Annotated in this window: 13 protein-coding genes; 4 read left to right on the forward strand and 9 right to left on the reverse strand. The window is 38.8% G+C overall.

The features are described from left to right. The first annotated feature begins 67 nt into the window (after positions 1-67). The 3 genes from BUF13_RS00395 to BUF13_RS00405 all read left to right on the forward strand — a co-directional run bounded on the left by BUF13_RS00395 (position 68) and on the right by BUF13_RS00405 (position 7,027). Positions 68-1,378: a TIGR00366 family protein gene (locus tag BUF13_RS00395; protein WP_073569781.1), complete on the forward strand. Its 1,311-nt coding sequence runs from the start codon at positions 68-70 to the stop codon at positions 1,376-1,378. 141 nt (positions 1,379-1,519) lie between these two features. Beyond that, positions 1,520-3,784 (forward strand): aconitate hydratase, encoded by a 2,265-nt coding sequence (locus BUF13_RS00400; RefSeq protein WP_073569782.1) that lies wholly within the window; start codon positions 1,520-1,522, stop codon positions 3,782-3,784. A 342-nt stretch (positions 3,785-4,126) separates the two neighbouring features. Next, positions 4,127-7,027 carry an ATP-binding protein gene (locus BUF13_RS00405; protein ID WP_073569783.1) on the forward strand — a complete coding sequence of 967 codons (2,901 nt, stop codon included), beginning with the start codon at positions 4,127-4,129 and terminating at the stop codon, positions 7,025-7,027. Here the strand turns inward: BUF13_RS00405 and BUF13_RS00410 are convergent. From BUF13_RS00410 to BUF13_RS00445, 8 genes are all read right to left on the reverse strand, one after another. Beyond that, positions 7,015-7,947: a tetratricopeptide repeat protein gene (locus tag BUF13_RS00410; protein WP_073570784.1), complete on the reverse strand. Its 933-nt coding sequence runs from the start codon at positions 7,945-7,947 to the stop codon at positions 7,015-7,017. The two genes, BUF13_RS00405 and BUF13_RS00410, sit on opposite strands and share 13 nt — an antisense overlap. Next, positions 7,931-9,031, reverse strand: a complete 1,101-nt coding sequence (locus tag BUF13_RS00415; RefSeq protein WP_073569784.1) for an AI-2E family transporter — start codon at positions 9,029-9,031, stop codon at positions 7,931-7,933. The genes BUF13_RS00410 and BUF13_RS00415 overlap by 17 nt, the downstream gene beginning before the upstream one ends. 48 nt (positions 9,032-9,079) lie before the next feature. After that, a complete protein-coding gene (locus tag BUF13_RS00420; RefSeq protein WP_073569785.1) occupies positions 9,080-11,113 on the reverse strand; it encodes a M3 family metallopeptidase in 2,034 nt (677 codons plus the stop codon). A 23-nt stretch (positions 11,114-11,136) separates the two neighbouring features. Continuing rightward, the gene (locus BUF13_RS00425; RefSeq protein ID WP_073569786.1) at positions 11,137-12,516 is read right to left on the reverse strand and encodes a tetratricopeptide repeat-containing protein; all 1,380 of its coding nucleotides are present in this window, start codon (positions 12,514-12,516) and stop codon (positions 11,137-11,139) included. A gap of 161 nt (positions 12,517-12,677) precedes the next feature. Next, positions 12,678-15,107 carry a zinc-dependent metalloprotease gene (locus BUF13_RS00430; protein ID WP_073569787.1) on the reverse strand — a complete coding sequence of 810 codons (2,430 nt, stop codon included), beginning with the start codon at positions 15,105-15,107 and terminating at the stop codon, positions 12,678-12,680. Between the two features lie 65 nt (positions 15,108-15,172). Then, complete coding sequence (locus BUF13_RS00435) at positions 15,173-17,278, reverse strand: ComEA family DNA-binding protein (protein WP_073569788.1); 2,106 nt, start codon at positions 17,276-17,278, stop codon at positions 15,173-15,175. Continuing rightward, on the reverse strand, positions 17,269-18,084 hold the full coding sequence (locus BUF13_RS00440) for a PorV/PorQ family protein (RefSeq protein ID WP_073569789.1): 816 nt from the start codon (positions 18,082-18,084) through the stop codon (positions 17,269-17,271). Before BUF13_RS00440 ends, BUF13_RS00435 begins: the two co-directional genes overlap by 10 nt. Before the next feature lie 76 nt (positions 18,085-18,160). Beyond that, positions 18,161-19,615 carry a POTRA domain-containing protein gene (locus tag BUF13_RS00445; protein ID WP_243839673.1) on the reverse strand — a complete coding sequence of 485 codons (1,455 nt, stop codon included), beginning with the start codon at positions 19,613-19,615 and terminating at the stop codon, positions 18,161-18,163. A 61-nt stretch (positions 19,616-19,676) separates the two neighbouring features. Here BUF13_RS00445 and yidD point away from each other — a divergent pair, with 61 nt between their 5' ends. Continuing rightward, on the forward strand, positions 19,677-19,901 hold the full coding sequence (yidD, locus tag BUF13_RS00450; RefSeq protein WP_073569790.1) for a membrane protein insertion efficiency factor YidD: 225 nt from the start codon (positions 19,677-19,679) through the stop codon (positions 19,899-19,901). Here yidD and BUF13_RS00455 read toward each other — a convergent pair. Continuing rightward, the gene (locus BUF13_RS00455) at positions 19,898-21,001 is read right to left on the reverse strand and encodes a prolipoprotein diacylglyceryl transferase (RefSeq protein WP_073569791.1); all 1,104 of its coding nucleotides are present in this window, start codon (positions 20,999-21,001) and stop codon (positions 19,898-19,900) included. The genes yidD and BUF13_RS00455 overlap by 4 nt on opposite strands. Between the last annotated feature and the right edge of the window lie 2 nt (positions 21,002-21,003).

Raw genomic sequence — 21,003 nt, forward strand, 5'->3', positions numbered from 1 at the left:
ATGATTAGTTAAAGGGATTGAAGTATAATATTACGTCAATATTTTAAAAGTTTTAAATCATCTTGGCTTGGATTCGAAAAAATCAAATAAATATTCAGTTACACCATTTGATATAGTCCTGTTTCTAACTCTATTCTGTTTTTTTATAGCCATTATACACTTAAATAAAGAAGGCAAAACTATCGTAGAAGGACTAGTCTTATCATTGGGCTTTTGGAAAGATGGTTTTTTTGGTCTGCTTGATTTTACCTTGCAGATGATGATGATTTTAGTCTTTGGATATGCCTTAGCGGTATTTAAACCAATTCATCAATTTTTGAAAAAGATATCTTCTGCTCCGAATAGTAAAGTTTCCGCAGTCTTGTTTGTTGGGGTAATTACCATGGTTTCGGGCTTGTTCAATTGGGGATTTGGTTTGATTGTAGGTGCCCTTCTGGCCAGATTTGTTTCTAAGGCAATGCAGGAAAAAGGAGTGATGGTTCATCCAGCCTTATTAGGTGCTGCCGGATATTTGGGGATGGCCGTTTGGCATGGAGGACTTTCGGGATCGGCTCCATTGAAAGTTGCCGAAGAGGGACATTTTTTAGAAAGTTCTATTGGAATCATTTCAGTGGACCAAACAATTTTCACAAACTTCAATTTGATTGTTACTGCTGGACTGCTTCTTGTTTTTATGTTGACACTTTACCTATTGTCGAAAAAGAACCTTCCAAATGAGGTGATAATCAATTCCAAAGAATTGTCACCAATTGCTCCAGGGAAATCTGGATTTGCAGGGTTGATGGTTGGCATTGCGATGATCCTAGCTGTCGTAGTTCAATTTTTTATTGGGGATGAAGGCTTTGGTTTAGAGTATGTCAATTTGAACTGGATGAATTTCATTCTTTTTGCTCTCGTCTTGATTATTTACAGAAACCTGAGCCAATTCACGAAGGCCACATTGGAAGGGTTAAAAAATTCAGTAGATATTTTTATTCAATTTCCTTTTTATGCCGGAATTCTTGGATTGGTTACTTATTCAGGGCTTTTGGGGTCTGTTTCTCAGTTTTTTCTCAATACCACCAATGGGGATGTGTTTCCTTTTTTGGCTTTGACATCTTCTGCGATTGTCAATTTGATGGTTCCATCGGGAGGAGGTCAATGGGCCGTTCAGGGTCCAATCATCATGGAGGTTGCAAAAAACCTAAATTTAGATTCTGGTAAAATGATTTTGGTTTTTGCCTATGGAGATCAAATTTCGAACCTATTACAGCCATTTTGGGCCTTGCCGCTATTAGCGATCACTGGCTTAAGTGCCAGAGAATTACTGAGATACACTGGTTGGTTATTTTTAGCGGGCTTTACATTTTTAGTTGTGGTTGTATTTTTCTTTTTTTGAATGGAATTAAAATAGTCTAAAATGGTTTTAAATAAGGATAAACCAGCGTTTTGAACATTTGTCTGGTTATCTATTTCGCTTCGAAGTTCCTATATTTGCAGCGAAAATTTTGAACCATTTACACACCTAAAATCATATACAATGGCTTTTGATATTGACATGATCAAGGAAGTGTATGCCCGCTATCCAGAAAGAATAGCAGCTGCTCGTGCGGCAGTCGGTAGGCCACTTACCCTGACAGAAAAGATTTTGTATTCTCACTTGACTGAAGGAACTGCTTCTCAGGCTTATGATAGAGGAAAATCCTATGTGGATTTCCAGCCTGATAGAGTTGCTATGCAAGATGCAACCGCTCAAATGGCATTGTTGCAGTTTATGCAAGCTGGGAAAGACAAAGTTGCTGTACCCTCTACAGTTCACTGTGATCACTTGATCCAAGCTGAAGTAGGAGCTGATAAAGATTTGGACAAAGCCAAAGACAAAAACCGTGAAGTTTATGATTTCTTGGCATCTGTTTCCAATAAGTATGGCATCGGTTTCTGGAAGCCAGGAGCAGGTATTATTCACCAAGTAGTCCTTGAGAATTATTCTTTCCCTGGAGGAATGATGATCGGTACTGACTCTCATACTCCAAACGCTGGTGGTCTAGGTATGATCGCAATTGGTGTCGGTGGTGCTGATGCTTGTGACGTGATGGCTGGATTGCCATGGGAGCTGAAGTTTCCAAAGCTTATCGGTGTGAAGTTGACCGGGAAAATGTCAGGTTGGACTTCTGCTAAAGACGTTATTTTGAAAGTAGCTGGTATCCTTACTGTAAAAGGAGGAACCGGAGCTATTGTTGAATATTTCGGAGAAGGAGCTCGTTCTCTTTCTGCTACTGGTAAAGGTACCATCTGTAACATGGGTGCTGAAATCGGTGCAACTACCTCTATCTTCGGATACGATGAAAAATCTGCCGCTTACCTTCAAGGAACTGGTAGAGCTGATATCGCTGAGTTGGCAAATGGAATCGCAGAACACCTAACTGGTGACGATGAAGTTTACGCTGATCCAGCTTCTTACTTCGATCAAGTAATCGAAATCAACCTTTCTGAGTTGGAGCCACACGTGAACGGTCCATTCACTCCAGATTTGGCTTGGCCTATCTCTAAATTTGCTGCTGCTGTGAAAGAAAACGGCTGGCCAGCAAAATTGGATGTTGGTTTGATAGGATCTTGTACCAACTCTTCTTACGAAGATATTTCAAGAGCAGCTTCTTTGGCTCAGCAGGCAGTAGACAAGAAATTGGTTGCTAAGTCTGAGTACACAATCACTCCAGGATCTGAGCAAGTTCGTTATACAGTTGACAGGGATGGTTTCTTGGACACCTTCGGTCAAATGGGTGGAGTTGTTTTGGCTAATGCTTGTGGACCTTGTATCGGTCAGTGGGCAAGACATGGAGCAGATAAGCAGGAGAAAAACTCTATTATCACTTCATTCAACAGAAACTTTGCAAAGCGTGCTGATGGTAACCCTAATACTCACGCATTTGTAGCTTCTCCAGAAATCGTGACAGCTTTGGCTATCGCAGGAGATTTGACTTTCAATCCAATGACTGATACGTTGGTCAATGAAGAAGGTCAAGCAGTGAAATTGGACGAGCCTAAAGGTTTGGAACTTCCTACAAAAGGATTTGCTGTAGAGGATGCAGGTTATCAAGCTCCAGCAGCAGATGGTTCTGGTGTTGAAGTAATCGTGAGCCCAACTTCTGAGCGTCTTCAATTGCTAGCTTCTTTCTCTCCTTGGGAAGGTACAGATTTGAAAGGTTTGAAGCTTTTGATTAAAGCAAAAGGAAAATGTACTACTGACCACATCTCTATGGCAGGTCCATGGTTGAGATACAGAGGTCACTTGGATAACATTTCCAATAACATGTTGATCGGTGCTGTCAATGCTTTCAATGACTCAACCAACTCTGTGAAAAACCAATTGACTGGTGAGTATGGGGAAGTGCCAGCTACTCAGAGATACTATAAAGCTAACGGAATCGGAAGTATTGTAGTAGGAGATGAGAACTACGGTGAAGGATCTTCTCGTGAGCACGCAGCAATGGAGCCTAGATTCTTGGGTGTTCGTGCGATTTTGGTGAAATCATTTGCTAGAATTCACGAAACTAACCTGAAGAAGCAAGGTATGTTGGCATTGACATTTGCTAACCCTGCAGATTACGATAAAGTATTGGAAGATGATTCTATCGATATCGTAGGTCTTGATTCATTTGCTCCTGGAAAATCACTTCAGGTGGTGTTGAACCATGCAGATGGGTCTTCTGACACTATTGAGGTAAATCATACTTACAATGAAGGTCAGATCGAATGGTTCAAGGCAGGTTCTGCTTTGAATTTGATCAAAGCAGCGAATGCTTAATCTACATTGAATAATAACAAGAAACCGCAGCTGATTCAGTTGCGGTTTTTTTGTTGCCCATTTTTTTCTATTCAGGAAGTGGCCTCAGTTTTTTATCCAAAAGCCTGTTTAAATGATTATAGTACAGATTTTAGATTAGCTGGATTTTTTTAAGAGGGAAACAAAGCCCCGTTTATGGAATAAATATGAGTGTTTTTATAAATTTTAACGCCTTTTTCTAGTTTGAAAAGTTAAATACTTGCTATGAAATACAAATTGCTGTATGTTTACAGTAAATAAGTGAAGGGTTAATTTATCTAACAAACTAGAACGCATAATACCCTCATTTGAAAGAATAATTCAATGCAAGAAAGGGGTATCAATAGTACTTTTAAAAAGATTATCTATGAATCTTCAGAGATGGTTTTTTTGGCTGATGATACTTTTCCCTATAGTATTTTTTATGGAAATGAGTCTTTCGAAAGTCAGATCGGGGAATCTCTAGAGGAGAGAAACTTGGTTGGGCTCGGGCTCGATATCAATGCTTATATTTTTAAAGAGGAACTTATCCTAACTCTCGGGAATAAGGATTATTCTTTCAGATTGGAATTGCCTCAAGAAAGTGGTTCCAATTATTTCCTATTCTACAAAGGAAAGGAACAAAAGACCCATGGTTTACCGGGAAGAAAAGAAATTCATCAGTTTTTTAAATCTGGACTGGACCTTATAGCTATTGGGCAGCATGATTTTCTTACCTATACCAATTCAGCAGTAAAGCCAATATTAGGCTATGATCCTTCAGAGCTACTAAATACTAGTCTTTGTCCATTTATCCATGAACAGGATTTAGAGCTAGTAAGGGATTTGTGGAGGACTAAAGGAAATAAGGATCAATTGGGATTCTTTAAGGCTCGTTTCAAAGGGAAAGATGAATCTTACAGATATTTAGAATGCTCTGTACAATTTACTGAGGAGCATTTTTATCTGATTGGTAGAGATAAAACAGATCAATTTGAATCTGAGCAAAAAGTAAAGCATCAATCTCAAATCCAAACTAAGGCAAATAGATTAAGTAAATCGGGAACTTGGTATTTAGATTCTATTGGGGTTCATTGGGATGAATCTGCAATGGCTATTTTGCCAAAAGATAAATCAGAGCTTTCCTCTATTGAATTTGGTCTTAAATCTAAACTTCAAGAAATTCCTGAAGGAAAAGAATCTTTTCAAGAGTCTCTTCCTAATTCTACTTTAGAACTGAGGGGTGAATTGATTAATTCTATATCTGGAAATAAACAATGGATAGGAGTTGTGATTGATACTTCTGAAAGAAAAGAATTAGAAGATTCTGTCCAATTAGTCAAAAACCTTTTAAAAGAATCTCCTGATGCCTTGATGGTTGTTCATCCTGATGGGAAGGTCTTTTTATGTAATGACGAGGCTAGAAGATTATTAGGAGTAGAAAGTGGTCAGCGTTTCCAGCATTTGATTGAGTTGAATGTGATTTTTGAAGAAACTGATCAATGGAAAGATTGGATCAATATTACTGGATTTGAACTGGGATCAAAGAGGTTTTCTACCCTTTTGATAAATGGAAATGGAAAGCAACTAACTCTTGAAATAGCATCCAAAACTTTTCATGATAATGGAAATGATTTGGTATTGCTTTCCTTTAAGAATATCACCGAGAAAGTTACTCTTGAAAAAACACTGGAGGCAAACAGTGATTTCTTGATGAATTTGACTGAGCAAGTCCCAGGAGGATTGTATCAGTTGCTTTTGGATGAAAATGGAAAGATGAGCTTCTCCTTTTTATCCAAAGGAATCAGTTCTGTCTTAGGATTGTCAGCTCAGGATATTGAAAACTTTGAGGATATATCGGTAGCTATCTCGAGAGTTCATCCTATGGATTTGCCTAATGTTATCATGAGTTCTGTGGCCTCGGCCAAAAAGCAAGAGCCGTGGCAATGTCAGTTTAGAGTTAAAAATGAAGCAGAGCCAACCGGCTACCGATGGGTCCTTGGCGCTGCCAGACCTCAGACCTTGGAGAATGGGGATATGGTTTGGTACGGGTATTTGACTGACATCAGCCAACAAAAAGAATTTGAGACCAAGCTGGATGAGGCAAGAAAAACAGCCGAAAAAGCAAGTCAGATCAAATCTGATTTCTTGTCTATGATTAGTCATGAATTGCGAACTCCATTGAATGCAATTTCGGGGTCTGTTTATTCCTTGCTTCAAGAGAACCCAAATGAGATTCAAAAGAATACACTCAATACGATTAATTTTGCTGTTGATAATTTGATCATCATGATCAATGACTTGCTGGATTTCCAAAAAATTGAAGCGGGTAAATTGACTATTGAAAAAGCTCCTTTCAATTTGAAAGGGCTGGTAGAACAAGTGATGAAAGGACTTTCTTTCCATGCCAGAGATAGTAAGAATGACATGCAATTGCACTTGGGTGATGGTTTGGATTTAACTGTTAAAGGAGATAAGACCAGAATTTCTCAGATTTTGAATAATCTGATTACAAATGCATTGAAATTTACTCATGATGGCCATGTGGATGTATCACTTCAATTAAAAGAAAGTAGCCAGAACAAAGTCAAAGTTTATTTTGAAGTAAAAGATACAGGGATCGGAATTGCACCAGAAAATCGGGAAAAGATTTTTCAGGATTTTGATCAGGTGAAGCCGACATTTAGCACCAAATATGGTGGAACTGGCCTTGGGCTGTCTATTACTCGTCGTTTATTGAGTTTGATGGGAGGATCGATTCAGTTGGATTCTGAAGTTGGAAAAGGAAGTAAATTCTATTTTGAGCTTGAATTTGATTTGGCAACAGAGAAAATCAATCATCACAGTGAGTTCAATGGCTATAGTAAAGATTTTTCAAAGCTTCATCTTTTGATGGCTGAAGACAACGATGTTAATGCTTTGGTCCTAGGAAAGATTATCAAAAAGTGGGGGTATACTTTCGAAAGAGTAGGAGATGGAGCACAAGCTGTAGAAGCTGTTAAATCCAATACTTATGATTGCATATTAATGGATATTCAAATGCCAGTTATGGATGGATTTGAGGCAACATCTGAGATAAAAAAGATCTCCAATACCCCTGTAATTGCTTTGACAGCAGCAGCGAAATTGGAGATTATGGAGAAAATCAATGAGATCGGCTTTGATGGTTTCGTTGCCAAACCTATTGATGCAGCGGAATTATTGAAGAAAATTAAAGAGGTGATTAAGGAAGGTCAGAGTTCTTGAGCTTTCAAATAATATTCCTCTACTAAATCCATTTCTGGATAATCTTGGTAAAGTTCAGTCAAGTATTGTAGGGCTGATATTTTGTCTCCTTCCATCACGTAATATATTCCCTTATTTCTAAACGCAAACGGATTGGAATCATCCATCTGAATACTTTGGTTGATCAATTCAAGTCCTTTGTCCTTTTCATCTAGAAAAAGCAAATACAAGCCTTTATTGTTGTAATAATAGGCTTGACGGCTATCCAAAGAAATTGCTTTTTCTACATCTTCTAAAGCCTCTTGATAATTGCCATTGTCAAAGGCAATCATGGATCTTAAATTATGAAGATTTGGCTCTGATGGATTGATAGATTCGGCCTTGTCTAAAAGGGTAGATGCCTCATCAACTTCTTTCTGGTAATAGTGAATAGTAGCCTGATTTACCAAGAGGTCAGAATTACTTGGATTCAGCTCTGAAGCTTTTTGAAAACCGGAAAGGGCTGTAGGGTAGTCCTCTAATTTCTCGGCAACTAAACCCGCTAAGAAATAAGCTTCCCAATTTTCAGAATCATTCTTTTGAAGCCAATCAGCATCAGACTTTGCTTTGTAAAACTCGCCATTATCCAGATAGCTTAAGCCTCTTTGGAAATAAGCATTCGGATATTCAGGTCTGAAATTGATTGCTTGAGAAAAATCCGCTATGGCTTCATCCAGTTGATGTAGTTTCAAATGAGCAACTGCCTTGTTGAACCAAGCATCAGAATAGGTTGAGTCTAAATCTAAGGCCTCATGATAGAAATCAATGGCGGATTTTGGGTCATTTTCTTCCAGCTTCTCATTCCCTTTAAGCAAAAACCTGCCTTTTTTATCTTCGACAGAATCACAAGAGAAAATCGCAAAAGCGACTATTCCTGCCAGAAGGCTATTCTGAATTTTCATCTTTAGTTGTTGGTTTTTCTTTCTCATTGGTTTTTTCCTCACCCATGAGAAAGGCAAATGGTTTAGTTTCTTCACTTAGGTCAAATATCTCCCGTAGGATGGCCATCGTCGGAATAACCAAAACCATACCAGCTACTCCCCAAATTGTCCCACCAATCAATAATCCTATAAAAGTTATAAAGGCATTGAGGTTTACATTTCCTCCTACAATCTTAGGAGTTAAGAAATTGCCTTCTACCATTTGGATAATTTGATAAGTAACCAATACCGCCGCAGGATAAAAGAGGCTGTCTTTTGTAAGAAATGAATAGAGAACTGGAAGTAAAATTCCAATAAAAGGGCCTACATAAGGAATAATATTTAAAACTGCTCCAAGAACAGCAAAGAAAATTGCATGCTTGATTCCTAAAGCTGAATAAGCAATTATATAAAGTATTGCAAGAATGATCATCACTTTTCCTACACCTACGATATAGTGTTGGATCACTTTGGTGAGGCTTGTAATCCTCATTTTAACTATTGCGGGATCACGATCACGGTAAATCATGATCATCATTTTGGTCAAATGATCTCGATATAATAGGAAGAAAAACATAAAAACAGGAATCAAAACAACTCCTGATAGGGAACCAACCGTCTTTAAGGCAAATCCAGAAATGCTGGAGCTATTTTCTAATAAAATGTTTTTCAAATAGTCAGTATTGACCTTATTCCTTAACTCATAATCAGATTGTAAATTAGATTTGGTCCATCCATCAACCTGTTCAGCATAATGTCCAATTCTCCCTGTGACATCATCAAAGTCATTGGTGAAACTGGCTACATTGGCGATGATGAAAGAGATCAGACCTCCTACCAGTAAGGTCATGAGTAGTAAGGAAACAAAACAGGAAAGAGTCCTAGGCGTTTTGAATTTTTCCAACCAGTTGCTTAATGGTGTGAAAAGAATGGCAAAAAAACCTCCTAGAAATAAGGGGATTAAGAGGCTTTTGCCAACTATCAGTAAAAACACCAATACGATTACGAATAGCATAATCGAAAGTGCAGATAGGTAGGGTGGGATATTCAGCTTTTTTGCCGCCATCTTTCAAATTTTGATAGAAGTTAATCTTACATTTTCGAAAAACAAAGACTAGGAAATCAATCCTGCTCTTTTCAATAGTGCATCTGGCTTTGGCTCGCGACCCCTAAATCTTTTATAAAGAATAGAAGGATGCTCGCTTCCACCTGCTGACAAGATGTTTTTTTGGAAAGAATGTGCAGTTTCTGCATCGAAAACTCCTTTTTCTTGAAATAGCTCAAAAGCATCCGCATCCAAAACTTCCGCCCATTTATAGCTATAATAACCCGCGGAATATCCTCCTTGGAAAATGTGAGAGAAAGAAGTGCTCATCAAGGATCCAGGAACATCGGGTAGGAGTTCTGTTTGCTTCATGACTGTCTTTTCAAAATCAAAGATGTCCTGAATTCTCGCCGGATCTTGATTGTGATAGGCCATATCCAAAAGCCCAAAACTCAATTGTCTGACAGTTTGGTAGCCTTGTTGGAAATTTGCTGCTTTCTTGATCCGTTCGATCAGCTCTTCTGGGATTTTTTCTCCTGTTTCATAATGCTTGGCAAAAAGATCCAAACACTCTTTTTCATAGCACCAGTTCTCAAAAATCTGAGATGGAAGTTCTACAAAGTCCCAATAAACACTGGTTCCAGAAAGAGTTTCATAATGTCCATTTGCCAACATTCCATGTAGGGCATGACCGAATTCGTGGAAAAGTGTAGTGACTTCATTGAAAGTCAAAAGGCTTGGCTTGCTCTTAGTTGGCTTCGTGAAATTGCAGACAATGGAAACATGAGGTCTGTGGTCTTGACCATGAGATTGGAATTGGCCTTTAAAGCTGGTCATCCAAGCCCCATTTCTTTTTCCAGCACGTGGGAAAAAGTCAGCATAAAATACCGAAATATGGTTTCCCTTCAAATCTTTTACCTCGTAAGCGGTAACATCTGAATGATAGACCGGAATATTTGGATTAGGGATGAATTGGAGTCCATACAATTTGGATGCTGTTTGGAAAACTCCATCTATGACTTTTTCCAATTGGAAATAGGGTCTTAGCAACTCATCATCCAACTCGTATTTTTCTTTTTTGAGAAGCTCAGAATAGAAGGCGAAATCCCACTTTTCCAAACGATCCAAATCATCCAATCTCTGGGCATAAGCCTCCAATTCAGCAACTTCTTGCTCAGCCTTTGGCTTGGCTTTAACCAACATGTTTTTCAAGAAATCCATGACCGCCTGAGGACTTTTGGCCATCCTCTCTTCTAAAACAAAATGTGCGTGAGACTGATATCCCAAAAGCACAGCTCTTTGATTTCGAAGTCTTAAAATAGATTTGATGATTTCTTGATTATCCAGCTCGTCTCCTTTGCTGGATTTGGTATTGTAGGCAATGAAAAGTTCTTTTCTCAAAGCTCTATTCTTCAAATAAGTCAATGCAGGAATGTAGGAAGGGTAGGCTAGGGTAAAGGCCCATTGACCTGGTTTTCCTTTTTCTTCAGCAATCTGAGCTGCCGCTTCTTTGATACTATCCGGCAATCCTGCCAAAAGATCTTCAGACTCTACAAAGTGGACATACTTATTGGTTTCAGCCAGTACATTCTCGCCAAATTGAAGGGATTGTTGAGCTAATTCTTGATCTATTTTGCGAAGTGTTGCAGCGTCTTCTTCAGAAAGTTTTGCTCCGTTTCTGACAAAGGATTTATAAGATTTCTCTAAGAGGGTTTGTTGCTCTGGGCTTAGATTCAATTCATCTTTTTGATTGAAAACCTGAGAAACACGCTCGAATAACTCTTTGTCCAAAAGGATATCATTTGAGTATTCAGTCAACAAAGGTGAAATCTCACGCGCCAATTTTTGAATTTCGTCATTGGTCTCAGCCGAGTTGAGATTGAAAAATACGGATGAAATGACATTCAACTTTTTCCCTGCCAAATCCAAAGCTTCCACTGTGTTTTCGAAAGTAGGAAGTGGTTCAGATTTGATGGTAGAGATTTCTGCTTTGGCTAGTTCAATGCCTTTTTTAATAGCAGGTAAAAAGTCTTCGTTTTTGATTTTGTCAAATGGTGCGGTCTCAAATGGCGTTGTGAAATTCGCCAAAAGTGGGTTATTCATAAAGATTCGATTAGCTTAATTACTTAATCGGGAGAGATCCATTTTGGTTCTAGCAGATGCCCGACTTTTTTCATTTCAGTTGCTAATTTACCCAATTGTTGTTGAAAGCTCTCAACTTGCCAAGGATGATGTTGGACTTTTTTGGATTCTTCAATGGCCTTCTGTGACTCTTCAAATCTTCCCAAGCCATACATTGCTTCAGCTCGATTGACAAGTATCCAATATTTTTGAGAATTGTAATATTCACCCAATTCCTGACCGTCTTTTGTACCATCATTCATTAGCTGGGAATCATTTTTTTCTTTGGAGAGGATGATTGGCCAGTCTCTGTCACAAAGGAACAATACCCGTTCCCAGGTTCTTCGGGCAAAGATTAAATCAGCAACCCGATCTTGGTCAGATTTGGCTAAACTGGAGGTAGCCCTATATACCAATGTCATGGCCAGACTGATTCCATTGTAGCGATTATTAAGTAGATAATAGCTTCTTTGGTAATAGAGGATTGAATCTTCCAAATGCTGATTTCCTTCACCGCACTCATAAAGTTTTTTCTCTACAGCGCCGGCTGAGGATACAGTTTCTGGATCATTGGTATGTGCCAGGTTGATAGATTTAAGTAATTCCAGAGATTGATATAGAGAAGTCACCAAGTCTGGTTCTGCGGCTTTATAAGTACAGAAAGCAAGTCGATGAACTAAATAGGTGTCTTTCTGATCTTTGGAAAGAACTTGAGCTGTTTTAAATAAATCTCTAGCTTTTGAAAAGTCCTTGACCTCAATTGCATCTTCGGCTTCTTGAATAATTAAGGAAAATGCCTTTCCTACGGCTGCTGAAGGTTCTGCCGCTGGAACTGGAGGTGGAGGAGAATCCAGTATTGCTTCTTTGATTTTCTCCTGAATCGATGGAGGAACAAGGGAGTTCAAATAGGTGTAAACGGGGCTGTCTGATTCGACTTTATCGATTACTGAATCAATAATTTTACCTAGGGCTTCTCTGAATCTCTCAACTTCCTCATAATCAATAGCATCTCCTAAATGCTGGTAACTGGTGATTAAAATATGATTGAGGTCGAAGGGGTAAACAAGTTTATCTTCAGAGATCACGATTGTGGTATAAGGTCTTAAGGCATGTCTCACACCCAATTCGTATAAGGCGTTAGGATTGGCGGTAGAAAGGTCAGCGATTACCAAATCCGCTTCTAATAATTCCCTATACATCTGGACATCAATATTGCCAGAGTGAAGAATTTCATCGGCTCTGACACATTCCAGATTTTTGGCTTCTACGACTGGTTTGATTAGAAGCCGATAGGATTTGTTCAAGTCTAATTTCCGACCATTGACAAAATCGGTTTTGATTCCAAAACCCATGACAACAAAGCATCTTTTCTTAGATTCTCCCATTTTAAAAAATTGATAAAGAGTGATTTATTCCTGTTAATCTAAGTTTTTCAGTGAAGAATTCATATTTCAACAGATATAATCTTTGTCTTAATAAAGAGAGCAATAAAAAAAGCAAGGCCAGAAAAACCAGCCTTGCTTTGAATGAATATGGTTAATATCAATTAATAATCCATGTCACAAGTCATGCTTTCACTTCCAATCGGAGATCCGTCTGGAACTTTCAAGCTTTCCTGAACGACCAGCTCCTGAGGCAATTCCAAATAGGAATTGATTTTGTCCGCCAGGTAATTTGAATGTGCAGCCAATAAAGTCGAGCTGTTTCTTGAACTCAAGCTTTTATTTGCCAAACCATCCAAGTAAGCTCTGATCAATCCTCTCACAGTATTGGAAGCATCGGCATTGTTTGCCAATGAAATCAAATGATCCACGATTTTAGCTTCTGTCATCATTTTGATTTCACCCTTCAACCCAGAAGGAAGTGATTTTTGGAATACGTCTGAATCGATTTTCATCAATAGATCTTCAAATCCTGGTAGAGAGCTGTTTTGAAGTTTTTGCAAATAAATTCTATTTGCTCTTCCGGATTCGAAAAGGAAACCTAAAGTCAAGTCCACCACACTTTCAGCAGGAGCTATTGGATCGAAAACAGGTCCTGTTCTGGAAACGAAAGTTTCTCTGTTTCTATAAAATCCATAAGGTCTAGGAGGGATCAAGGCTAGAATATCAGCAGGAATTTCCAATTGATCCGGTGAGATAGTAGTCAAAAGGGCATTCAAAGCATCATTTTGAGCAGCAGCTGGAACCCAGCTATGTGCTGGTTGATTATCTCCTTTTACTTTGTAATTGTAATCCAATCCACCGATTACTTTGGTGGCAGCTTCCAGTTGATATCTGTGCATCAAATAAAGAGGAACCAAAACTTCTTCCAAAAGTGCTTCTGGAGTTCCTGTTGGAATTGCATTCAATCCGAAAGTGGCTAATTTGGCTTTTCTGATTTCCAACATACGAAGCAATTCATCTGAAGCTGAAGCTCCATTATCCCACAAATGAGATCTTGGATGCGCACCACTTGGATCTCTGGAATCAGAATCCGTTATGAATTCATGTCCTTCTGCATAGGTCTTTTCCAATGTTTCATTGATAAACTCAGTTTCTGACTGTCCAGCTTTTGGATAACCATATCCCACAGTAATAGCCCACTTATCCCAAGCTCCGATTTTATCATCATATGCATCACTCAAATCAATTTCACCTTTTGAATTCATAGTGATCATAGGGTAAGGATAATCCATGACAGACGAGCGTTCATCAGCCGAAGTGGCATAGCTATGTGCCAAGCCAATAGTGTGTCCGATTTCGTGCGCAGAAAGTTGTCTCAATCGGGCCAAAGCCATTTCCAACATTCTTGGATCAGCTTCTTTTCCTTCTTCAAATGGTTGAATCAAACCCTGAGCGATCAAATAATCCTGTCTAACTCGAAGGGAACCCAAGGAAACATGTCCTTTTAGAATTTCTCCTGTTCTAGGATCACGAACGCTACTTCCATAAGACCATCCTCGAGTGGATCTGTGAACCCACTGGATGACATTGTATCGTACGTCCATCAAATCCATACCTTCCGGCGCCAACTCTACTCGGAAAGCATCTTTGAATCCAGCGGCCTCAAAAGCCTGGTTCCACCAGTTTCCTCCTTCGATCAAAGCGGAAGCAACCGGCTCTGGTGTTCCTCTATCCAAATAATAGACGATCGGTTCAACTACCTCAGAAACTGCTGCATTTGGATTTTTCTTAATCAAACGATGTCTGGAAATAAATCTTTTGACTATCGGCTCGGAAATAGGAGTGGTAAAATCCATGTAATTGATGGAGAAAAAACCGGCCCTAGGATCAAATTCTCGAGGAGTATATTGATCATCCGGAAGCTTGATGAAAGAATGTCTTTGTCTGACAGTCACAGCATCAGGACTAGGAGTGACAGATCTTACCATTCCACCAGTTGCACTTCCTGTTAAAGTGATAGTAGCTTCCACTTCTGTGTTTTCAGGGAAGTTTTTGGTCATCGGGTAATAAAGACCGGATCTAGAAGCATCAGTTCTATAACTTCCCTGTCTTCTTTGTGTCAATCTATTTCCGACACCATGGGTATCCTGCATGTAAAAATTGGTGGCATCAACAATTAATTTGTTGCCGTCTTTTTGAGCAATCTCAAAGCCCCAAAGTACTGACTCAGCAAATGCATCTTGGATACTTTTTACTTCATACGGGTTGTCTGAATAAGCTCTGAAATCGTAGTTTTTATGAACTAGCAAAAGCTTGTTGCCAGTTTTGCGAAATTCAACGATTCTCGTGCCGCCTAATTGTCCTCGGTCCAGACCCAAATCATTGGACCCTACACCAGCTGTCAGAGAGCTTACATAGAGAAATTCATTTTCCAGTTTGTCGATTTCCAGATAAATTTTCCCTTTATCCTCATCCAGATAAAAGGTAATGAATCCTTCTTTTTTGGTCATTTTACTCAAATCCAAGCCTTGGGCTTGAATCTGGAAAATGCAGAAAAGAAGGAGAAGGGTGGTGGTAAATGTTCTTTTCATAAAGGTTTGTCTTTGATGTCAAATTATTAAAAAATGGAAGGTATCTATACACCATTGATGGAAAATTAACGATTCAAGAAATATCGGATCAAAAAACTGCTTTCTGTTTGATGTGGACCATCAATTTCTTGCAATCCACTACTGATTTTATCTCGATCTGTATAGGTCGTTCTAGCAAATCGCAAATAAAGGGTGGTTTTCTTACCTAGATCATATTGGCCAATCAAATAAAACCGTTGACCTTGTCCTGAGAAGGCTGGGATCGAAAAAGTCCATAAGACGTTGTTTTCAAAAGTGTAAATTCTGGAATCATAATCATCCGTATCAAATAGGGCATACCTGCCTGTGATTCTCCATCGGTTCATTCCAAATTTTACATCTTGAAGGATCATGAAACCATGGCTTTGGGAATTATGAAAATCAACATTACTCCACAGCACTCGAGATCGAAGATATAATTGTTTGCTGACCTGAAAGTCCAAGTTGAAAATACCATTGGTTTTTGAAATAATAGCGGTTTTGTAGGTCTGTGAAGGTTCACCTGAATCGGGGAGATTTCTGGCTTTTCTCTCATTTCTGATTTGGATGTATGCAGATAAAGTTTTGTAGGGTTTATAAGTCAATCTTGCCAACCATTCATGACCATCTGAAGGAGCGAAAACTCGGTATTTGAGCCATGGGAAGCTAAAATAGTCGTAATACAAATTGATTTTCCATTTAGATATAGGTCGAATTTCCAATCCCAAATACGTTCCTTTTTCATTAATGGGACGAGTGCTTTCTGCGAATCCATTTCCGTAGAATGTATGAAAGTTCTTGTCATAATTTCTCCAAAGAAAAGAAATGTCTACTTGTTTACTCAGGCTACTGATAAATCCCAAAATCGTCCCGGTTCCTTTCGATTTTGAAATGGCAGTTTCTCCAAACAAGAAGAAGTTTTTCCAATTGGCATTGAAATAAGTGCTTCCTATTTGATTGGATTGGCCTTTGAATTCAAATTGATTGTAGGGTTTTGGGTCACGAATCCAGGGGTGATTAAATCCAGTGTGGAGGAAATTGATTCCACCAGTGATTTGAGGTGTCAAGTTTACTTGAAAATTTCCTCCCAAACTTAATTCTCGGAATTGATTTTTAGTCGATAGCTCGCTAACTGTTCTGTGAAGACCACTCTGGTTAAATGAAGAAATTAAATCTGAATTTTGCTCCAAAGAATCCAGACTTTCGCTAGCTCTTCCATCCCTTGGTGCATAAGATGTGATCAAAGTGGCTTCCCAATTTTTACCCGAATAGGTAGCTGCTGCTCCTCTGAAAAACCCAAATTCCAAAGCCGCAGTATAGGGAAGGATTCCCACCGAGCTTTTCCTTACTGTCGGAACAGTCTCGGCTCCTTTTCCTAAAGAATAACCTGCTCCAAACACCAAGCCCTGGCCAAAAGATGCTTTATAGTCCCCAATTGAAATGGTTTTCCAATTTCCAACTTGATATCTGGTAAAATGAAATGAAAAGAAGTTGGCTCCGTATCGTGCAGTTTTGGGATCCCAGGTGAATTCCTCTCCGGCATCTTTGTCCAAGGTTATTCCTATACTAAAATCACGAATATGCTGAATTCTCCATCTCAAATAAAGGTCATTTGGATCACCCAAATATCGGCTGCTCAAAGCTCCATTGGAACTGGTATCCGGTGGAGTAAAACCTTTTCTGGTTTCCCAAACTCGTCTGCTTCTGAATAACAAATAAGTGTTTTCTTCTTCTCTGACTCTTTGCCAAAATGGTTCATTACTTTTCCGACTAGAACCAATTTGAATAAAAGGGAGTATGGCTTCTATCGTCTTTTGATCAAATTCAGGGACGGCCTGCAATTCGTAAAGCGAAAGAAATGGTCCGAATTTGTTTCTATAAGTGATTAATTCATGGATTTGGATAGGTGTAAGGAGATAAGTAGCCTGCAATGTTTCTGCATTGGCTTTATTGATGTCTATTGGGTTTTGATAGAGCTGGAAAAGTGCTTCATAAATGCTTTCATAGTCCAAATCTTCATCCTGAACAGGAAGTAATCTTTCCGTGAGGTCTTCTGAGTTTATTTCTGGAATTGGTGGGTTTTGGGAGAATGAATAGTTGCTCCAAAATCCAAAAAGTAGGATTGGAATAATATGTTTCCAACCTAATCCCATGGCATTCCAAAACTCAAATGATGAGTACTACCAAGACTCGAATTTTGACCATAGGCATAATTGATGCTGATTTTTCCTGGTAAAATCCCCAGTCCAAAGAATAAGCGAGATGGTTGGGTATTGATCCCTGATCTCAAGATGATCCAATCCTGAATGGAATAGGAGATTCCGAGCTTGGTAATTGGCTCTAGTTGAATGTCTTTTTCAATTTCAAGAAAAAGTGAAAGTTGATCTGTCGGGAGGTAATTGATTCCTAATTGGACTCCAGTTGGTAATCTATTGTTACTTTCTGCACTGACTTTAGCACGGTTTATATTGCTGATATTAGCTCCAATGAAAAACTTTGGACTGAGTTCTGCAATTCCTCCGAAGCTGAATATCAGAGAAGTGGCACTCCCGAATCCATCGATTTGAGTTTGAAGCAATTCAGCTTTTAGCCCGGCACTTACTATTCCCATTTGATTAGAGTAGGCCATTCCAATGGTTTGCTGTTTAAACAGTTTCCCTCCAAATGCACTGATTCCAAACCCGAAAGTTCCATTTTGCCTCTTCCATGCCAATGCCAAGTCACCTGTGGAAAGCTCCTTCAGCCCATATCGTAAATCGAAGCCGACAGCCATTTCTGACTTTTCTATTCTTGATAAAGCCCCAGGATTATTGAAATAGGAATGAGCATTAGTGGGATTTACTCTCAAGTTTCCCAATCCTTGATTGATTGCCCCATGAGTTTGAGTCAATGGATCAGTTTGAGCAAAGCCAACCGTAACTAAACCAAATAGTAAAAATGGAATTAATAGAAACCTCATAGATCACTTAAAAAAATCTAAGTATAAATTAGTTATAAAATAACTAATTACTAAATAATTAAGTGATTATTTGAGTTTAAAAAGGAGCTTTGAAGTTTAAAAAGAAATTGGCTCCTCCATTGTTGTTGAATGAATATTCAAATCGAATGGCATTGTCATAAAGGCCCACAAAGTCAATTCCCAGTCCATATCCAAAAAGGTATTGGTTGGTTAGGTTGGCATTTTCTGGTTTGAAATTTCTGTCTTTTACATAGCCATGATCAAAGTTGGCGCTTAAATACAATCGAATCGGAATTGTATTCAATTGCTCCAAAGGGACTAGACTTGAAATATCTACATCATAGTCTACAAACTTCCATCTAAAGCTATTTTTATGGACATATAACTGTTGTCCTTCAATCACATTCAATTCATAGCCTCGAATGAAATTCGGACTATATCCAATTCCTCTCACCAAAGTGTATGGCTGACTGATACTCAAAAACCAATTGGCGGTAAGTCCGGTCACGAAGTGAAATTTGTCATTGAATTTGAAGTATTTATTGGCAGTCAGGTTTACTTCGACTTCATCCAATTCTTTGGTATAAAAGACACCGTATTTGGTAGCTGATATTTGCAAAAGCTCCCCATCTGTGGCATAAGAAACATTGTCTCTTCTATCATGCCTGAAACTATAAGTAGCATAGAGATAGCGAAGCTTATCATCTCCATGTTGAAAATATTCTGGGTTTTCTAGCAGTACATCTGGATGAACTCTGGTATTGCTATACCCGAATGTTAGAAAATGGAAATTGTAAAAAGTTCTCCGATACGTGTATCGCATGGCAATACCCAAATTCCTCCTCAAAATGTCTTCATTCTCATTGGTGTAGAAGACCTGCTTGTTATTACTGGATTTAAGCGGAATGTTTTTTTGTTCAAAAAAAGTAACCTGCATGGCTAATCCATGCTTTTGTTTTTTATCAATGTATGGCTTGCTGTATTGCAAATCCAATGCTCTTGTAAATCCCAGCTGACCAGCAAATTTCAATTTTTCATTTCGGCCACCAACGTTGGCATGGGAGAGGCGGAGCCCATAATTTACTCGTGAAAAATCCCGATTTTGGTTTGTCCACCATTCCGAGAAGTTTCTATCGGCCAATTGGAAAATAAGAGAAGGAAGGATATACCATCTCTCTTTGACCTCAATTAATATTTCTACTTCTTCCTCTCCTGTAATAAGAGGAGTGATTTCTACAGAGGTAAATAGCCTTAGGTTATAAATTTTCTTGCGATCGGCCTCAATGATTTCTAAAAAAGTAGCCCAGTCGTAATAAAAGTCGGTGGTGAAATCTAGCTCCCGAAGGATGATGTTTTTTTGGGTTTTTTCATTCCCGATAATAAAAATATTATTGACTTTGACGCGTTCAGGCGAGTCTGGAGAAATGGCATTTGCCGGTGCCAATGAAGTATCTTGAGCAAATCCATTAGGAAGAGCAAAAAGGAGACAAATTAGTGCGAATAATAGTTTACGTAAAATTTTCAGTTTCAAAAGGAATTCTGATTCAATACTTTTGGTTCATAGATCGAGACCTTTCCAAAAGGTAATACAAATGCTTAAAACACTCATCAGAAAGATTGCAATATTCCCTGTATTGATTTACCAATACATGATTTCTCCATTATTTCCTTCCAACTGTAGATATACACCTACATGCAGTCAGTATATGAAAGAAGCAATCTTAAAGCATGGGCCCTTCAAAGGTGGATGGATGGGGTTGAAACGAATCGGCCGATGTCATCCTTGGGGAGGCCATGGCCATGACCCCGTTCCTTAATTAATTTTTTTTGGAAGCCCGTTTTTCAAGGCTCGAATAACTAATCCAATTCCAATCAATACCAACGGAATACTCAATAGCTGTCCCATATTGTATTGCATGGCATCTTCGAATTCTACTTGGTTTTCTTTGAAATACTCCCACACGAAACGCATTCCAAAGACCATAATCAAGAATAGTCCCAATAGCAATCCCTCAGGAACTTGAGACTTGTATTTAGCCCAAATGGCAAGCAGAATTAAGAAGATGACGAAGTAAGAAAGAGACTCATAAATCTGAGTAGGGTATTTCACTCGGCCAAAAGTTTTCACAGTGGCAATATATTCACTACCACTCTCATCCAAGGTCATGTTTAGAGGAGTTTCCGGTTCTTCTGCCAAGTAGGTTTTGGAAGATTCGAATTGTGTCAAAGCATACTTTACATCACTTCTTAGAGTGGTCTCCAATGTCTCCTTGGTGAAATTTCCTTTATTGATTTTGATCTCAATATTCACAGGAACAACTCCATTTCCGGTGGCTTCTCCATCTCGATCTGTTGGTTTATACGAATCAATGGATTCGATCGGTACTCGAAGAGATTGAAGCAATTCATCTGTATGCCACATGTAGACGATGCCAGTATCAGAGCCTGAATCCTTGCCTCCGATTTCAGAGTTCATCAGGTTTCCAAAACGAATTAATGCACCGGTCATAGCTGTAACGATCACAATTCGATCAACCACCCACAAATAGCTTTGTCCGGGAGTTCTTTTAGCATAAAGCCAAAGTGCAAATAGGATCGCAATCGCAGCACCATGAGAAGCTAGTCCTCCTTCCCATACTTTCAGGATTTCAATGGGATTGCTTAAGTATTTATCTGGTTCATAGAATAAAACATGTCCCAATCGGGCCCCAATGATCGTTGCCAAAACCATGTAAACGGTCAGCTTGTCAACTAATTCGGGATTTTGTCCTTCTTTTTTGAAAAAGTAAATCATGAACTGCTGGGAGATGATAAAACCCAAGGCAAAGAGAAGGCTATACCATCTCAGTCGCTCAAAACCAGCAAAAACAGCTGGATTGGGATCCCACACTACATAATTCAGTAAATAAGAAAGCATAA

Origin of the sequence: Algoriphagus zhangzhouensis (genome assembly GCF_900148515.1) — a bacterium.
GTDB classification, from domain to species: domain Bacteria; phylum Bacteroidota; class Bacteroidia; order Cytophagales; family Cyclobacteriaceae; genus Algoriphagus; species Algoriphagus zhangzhouensis.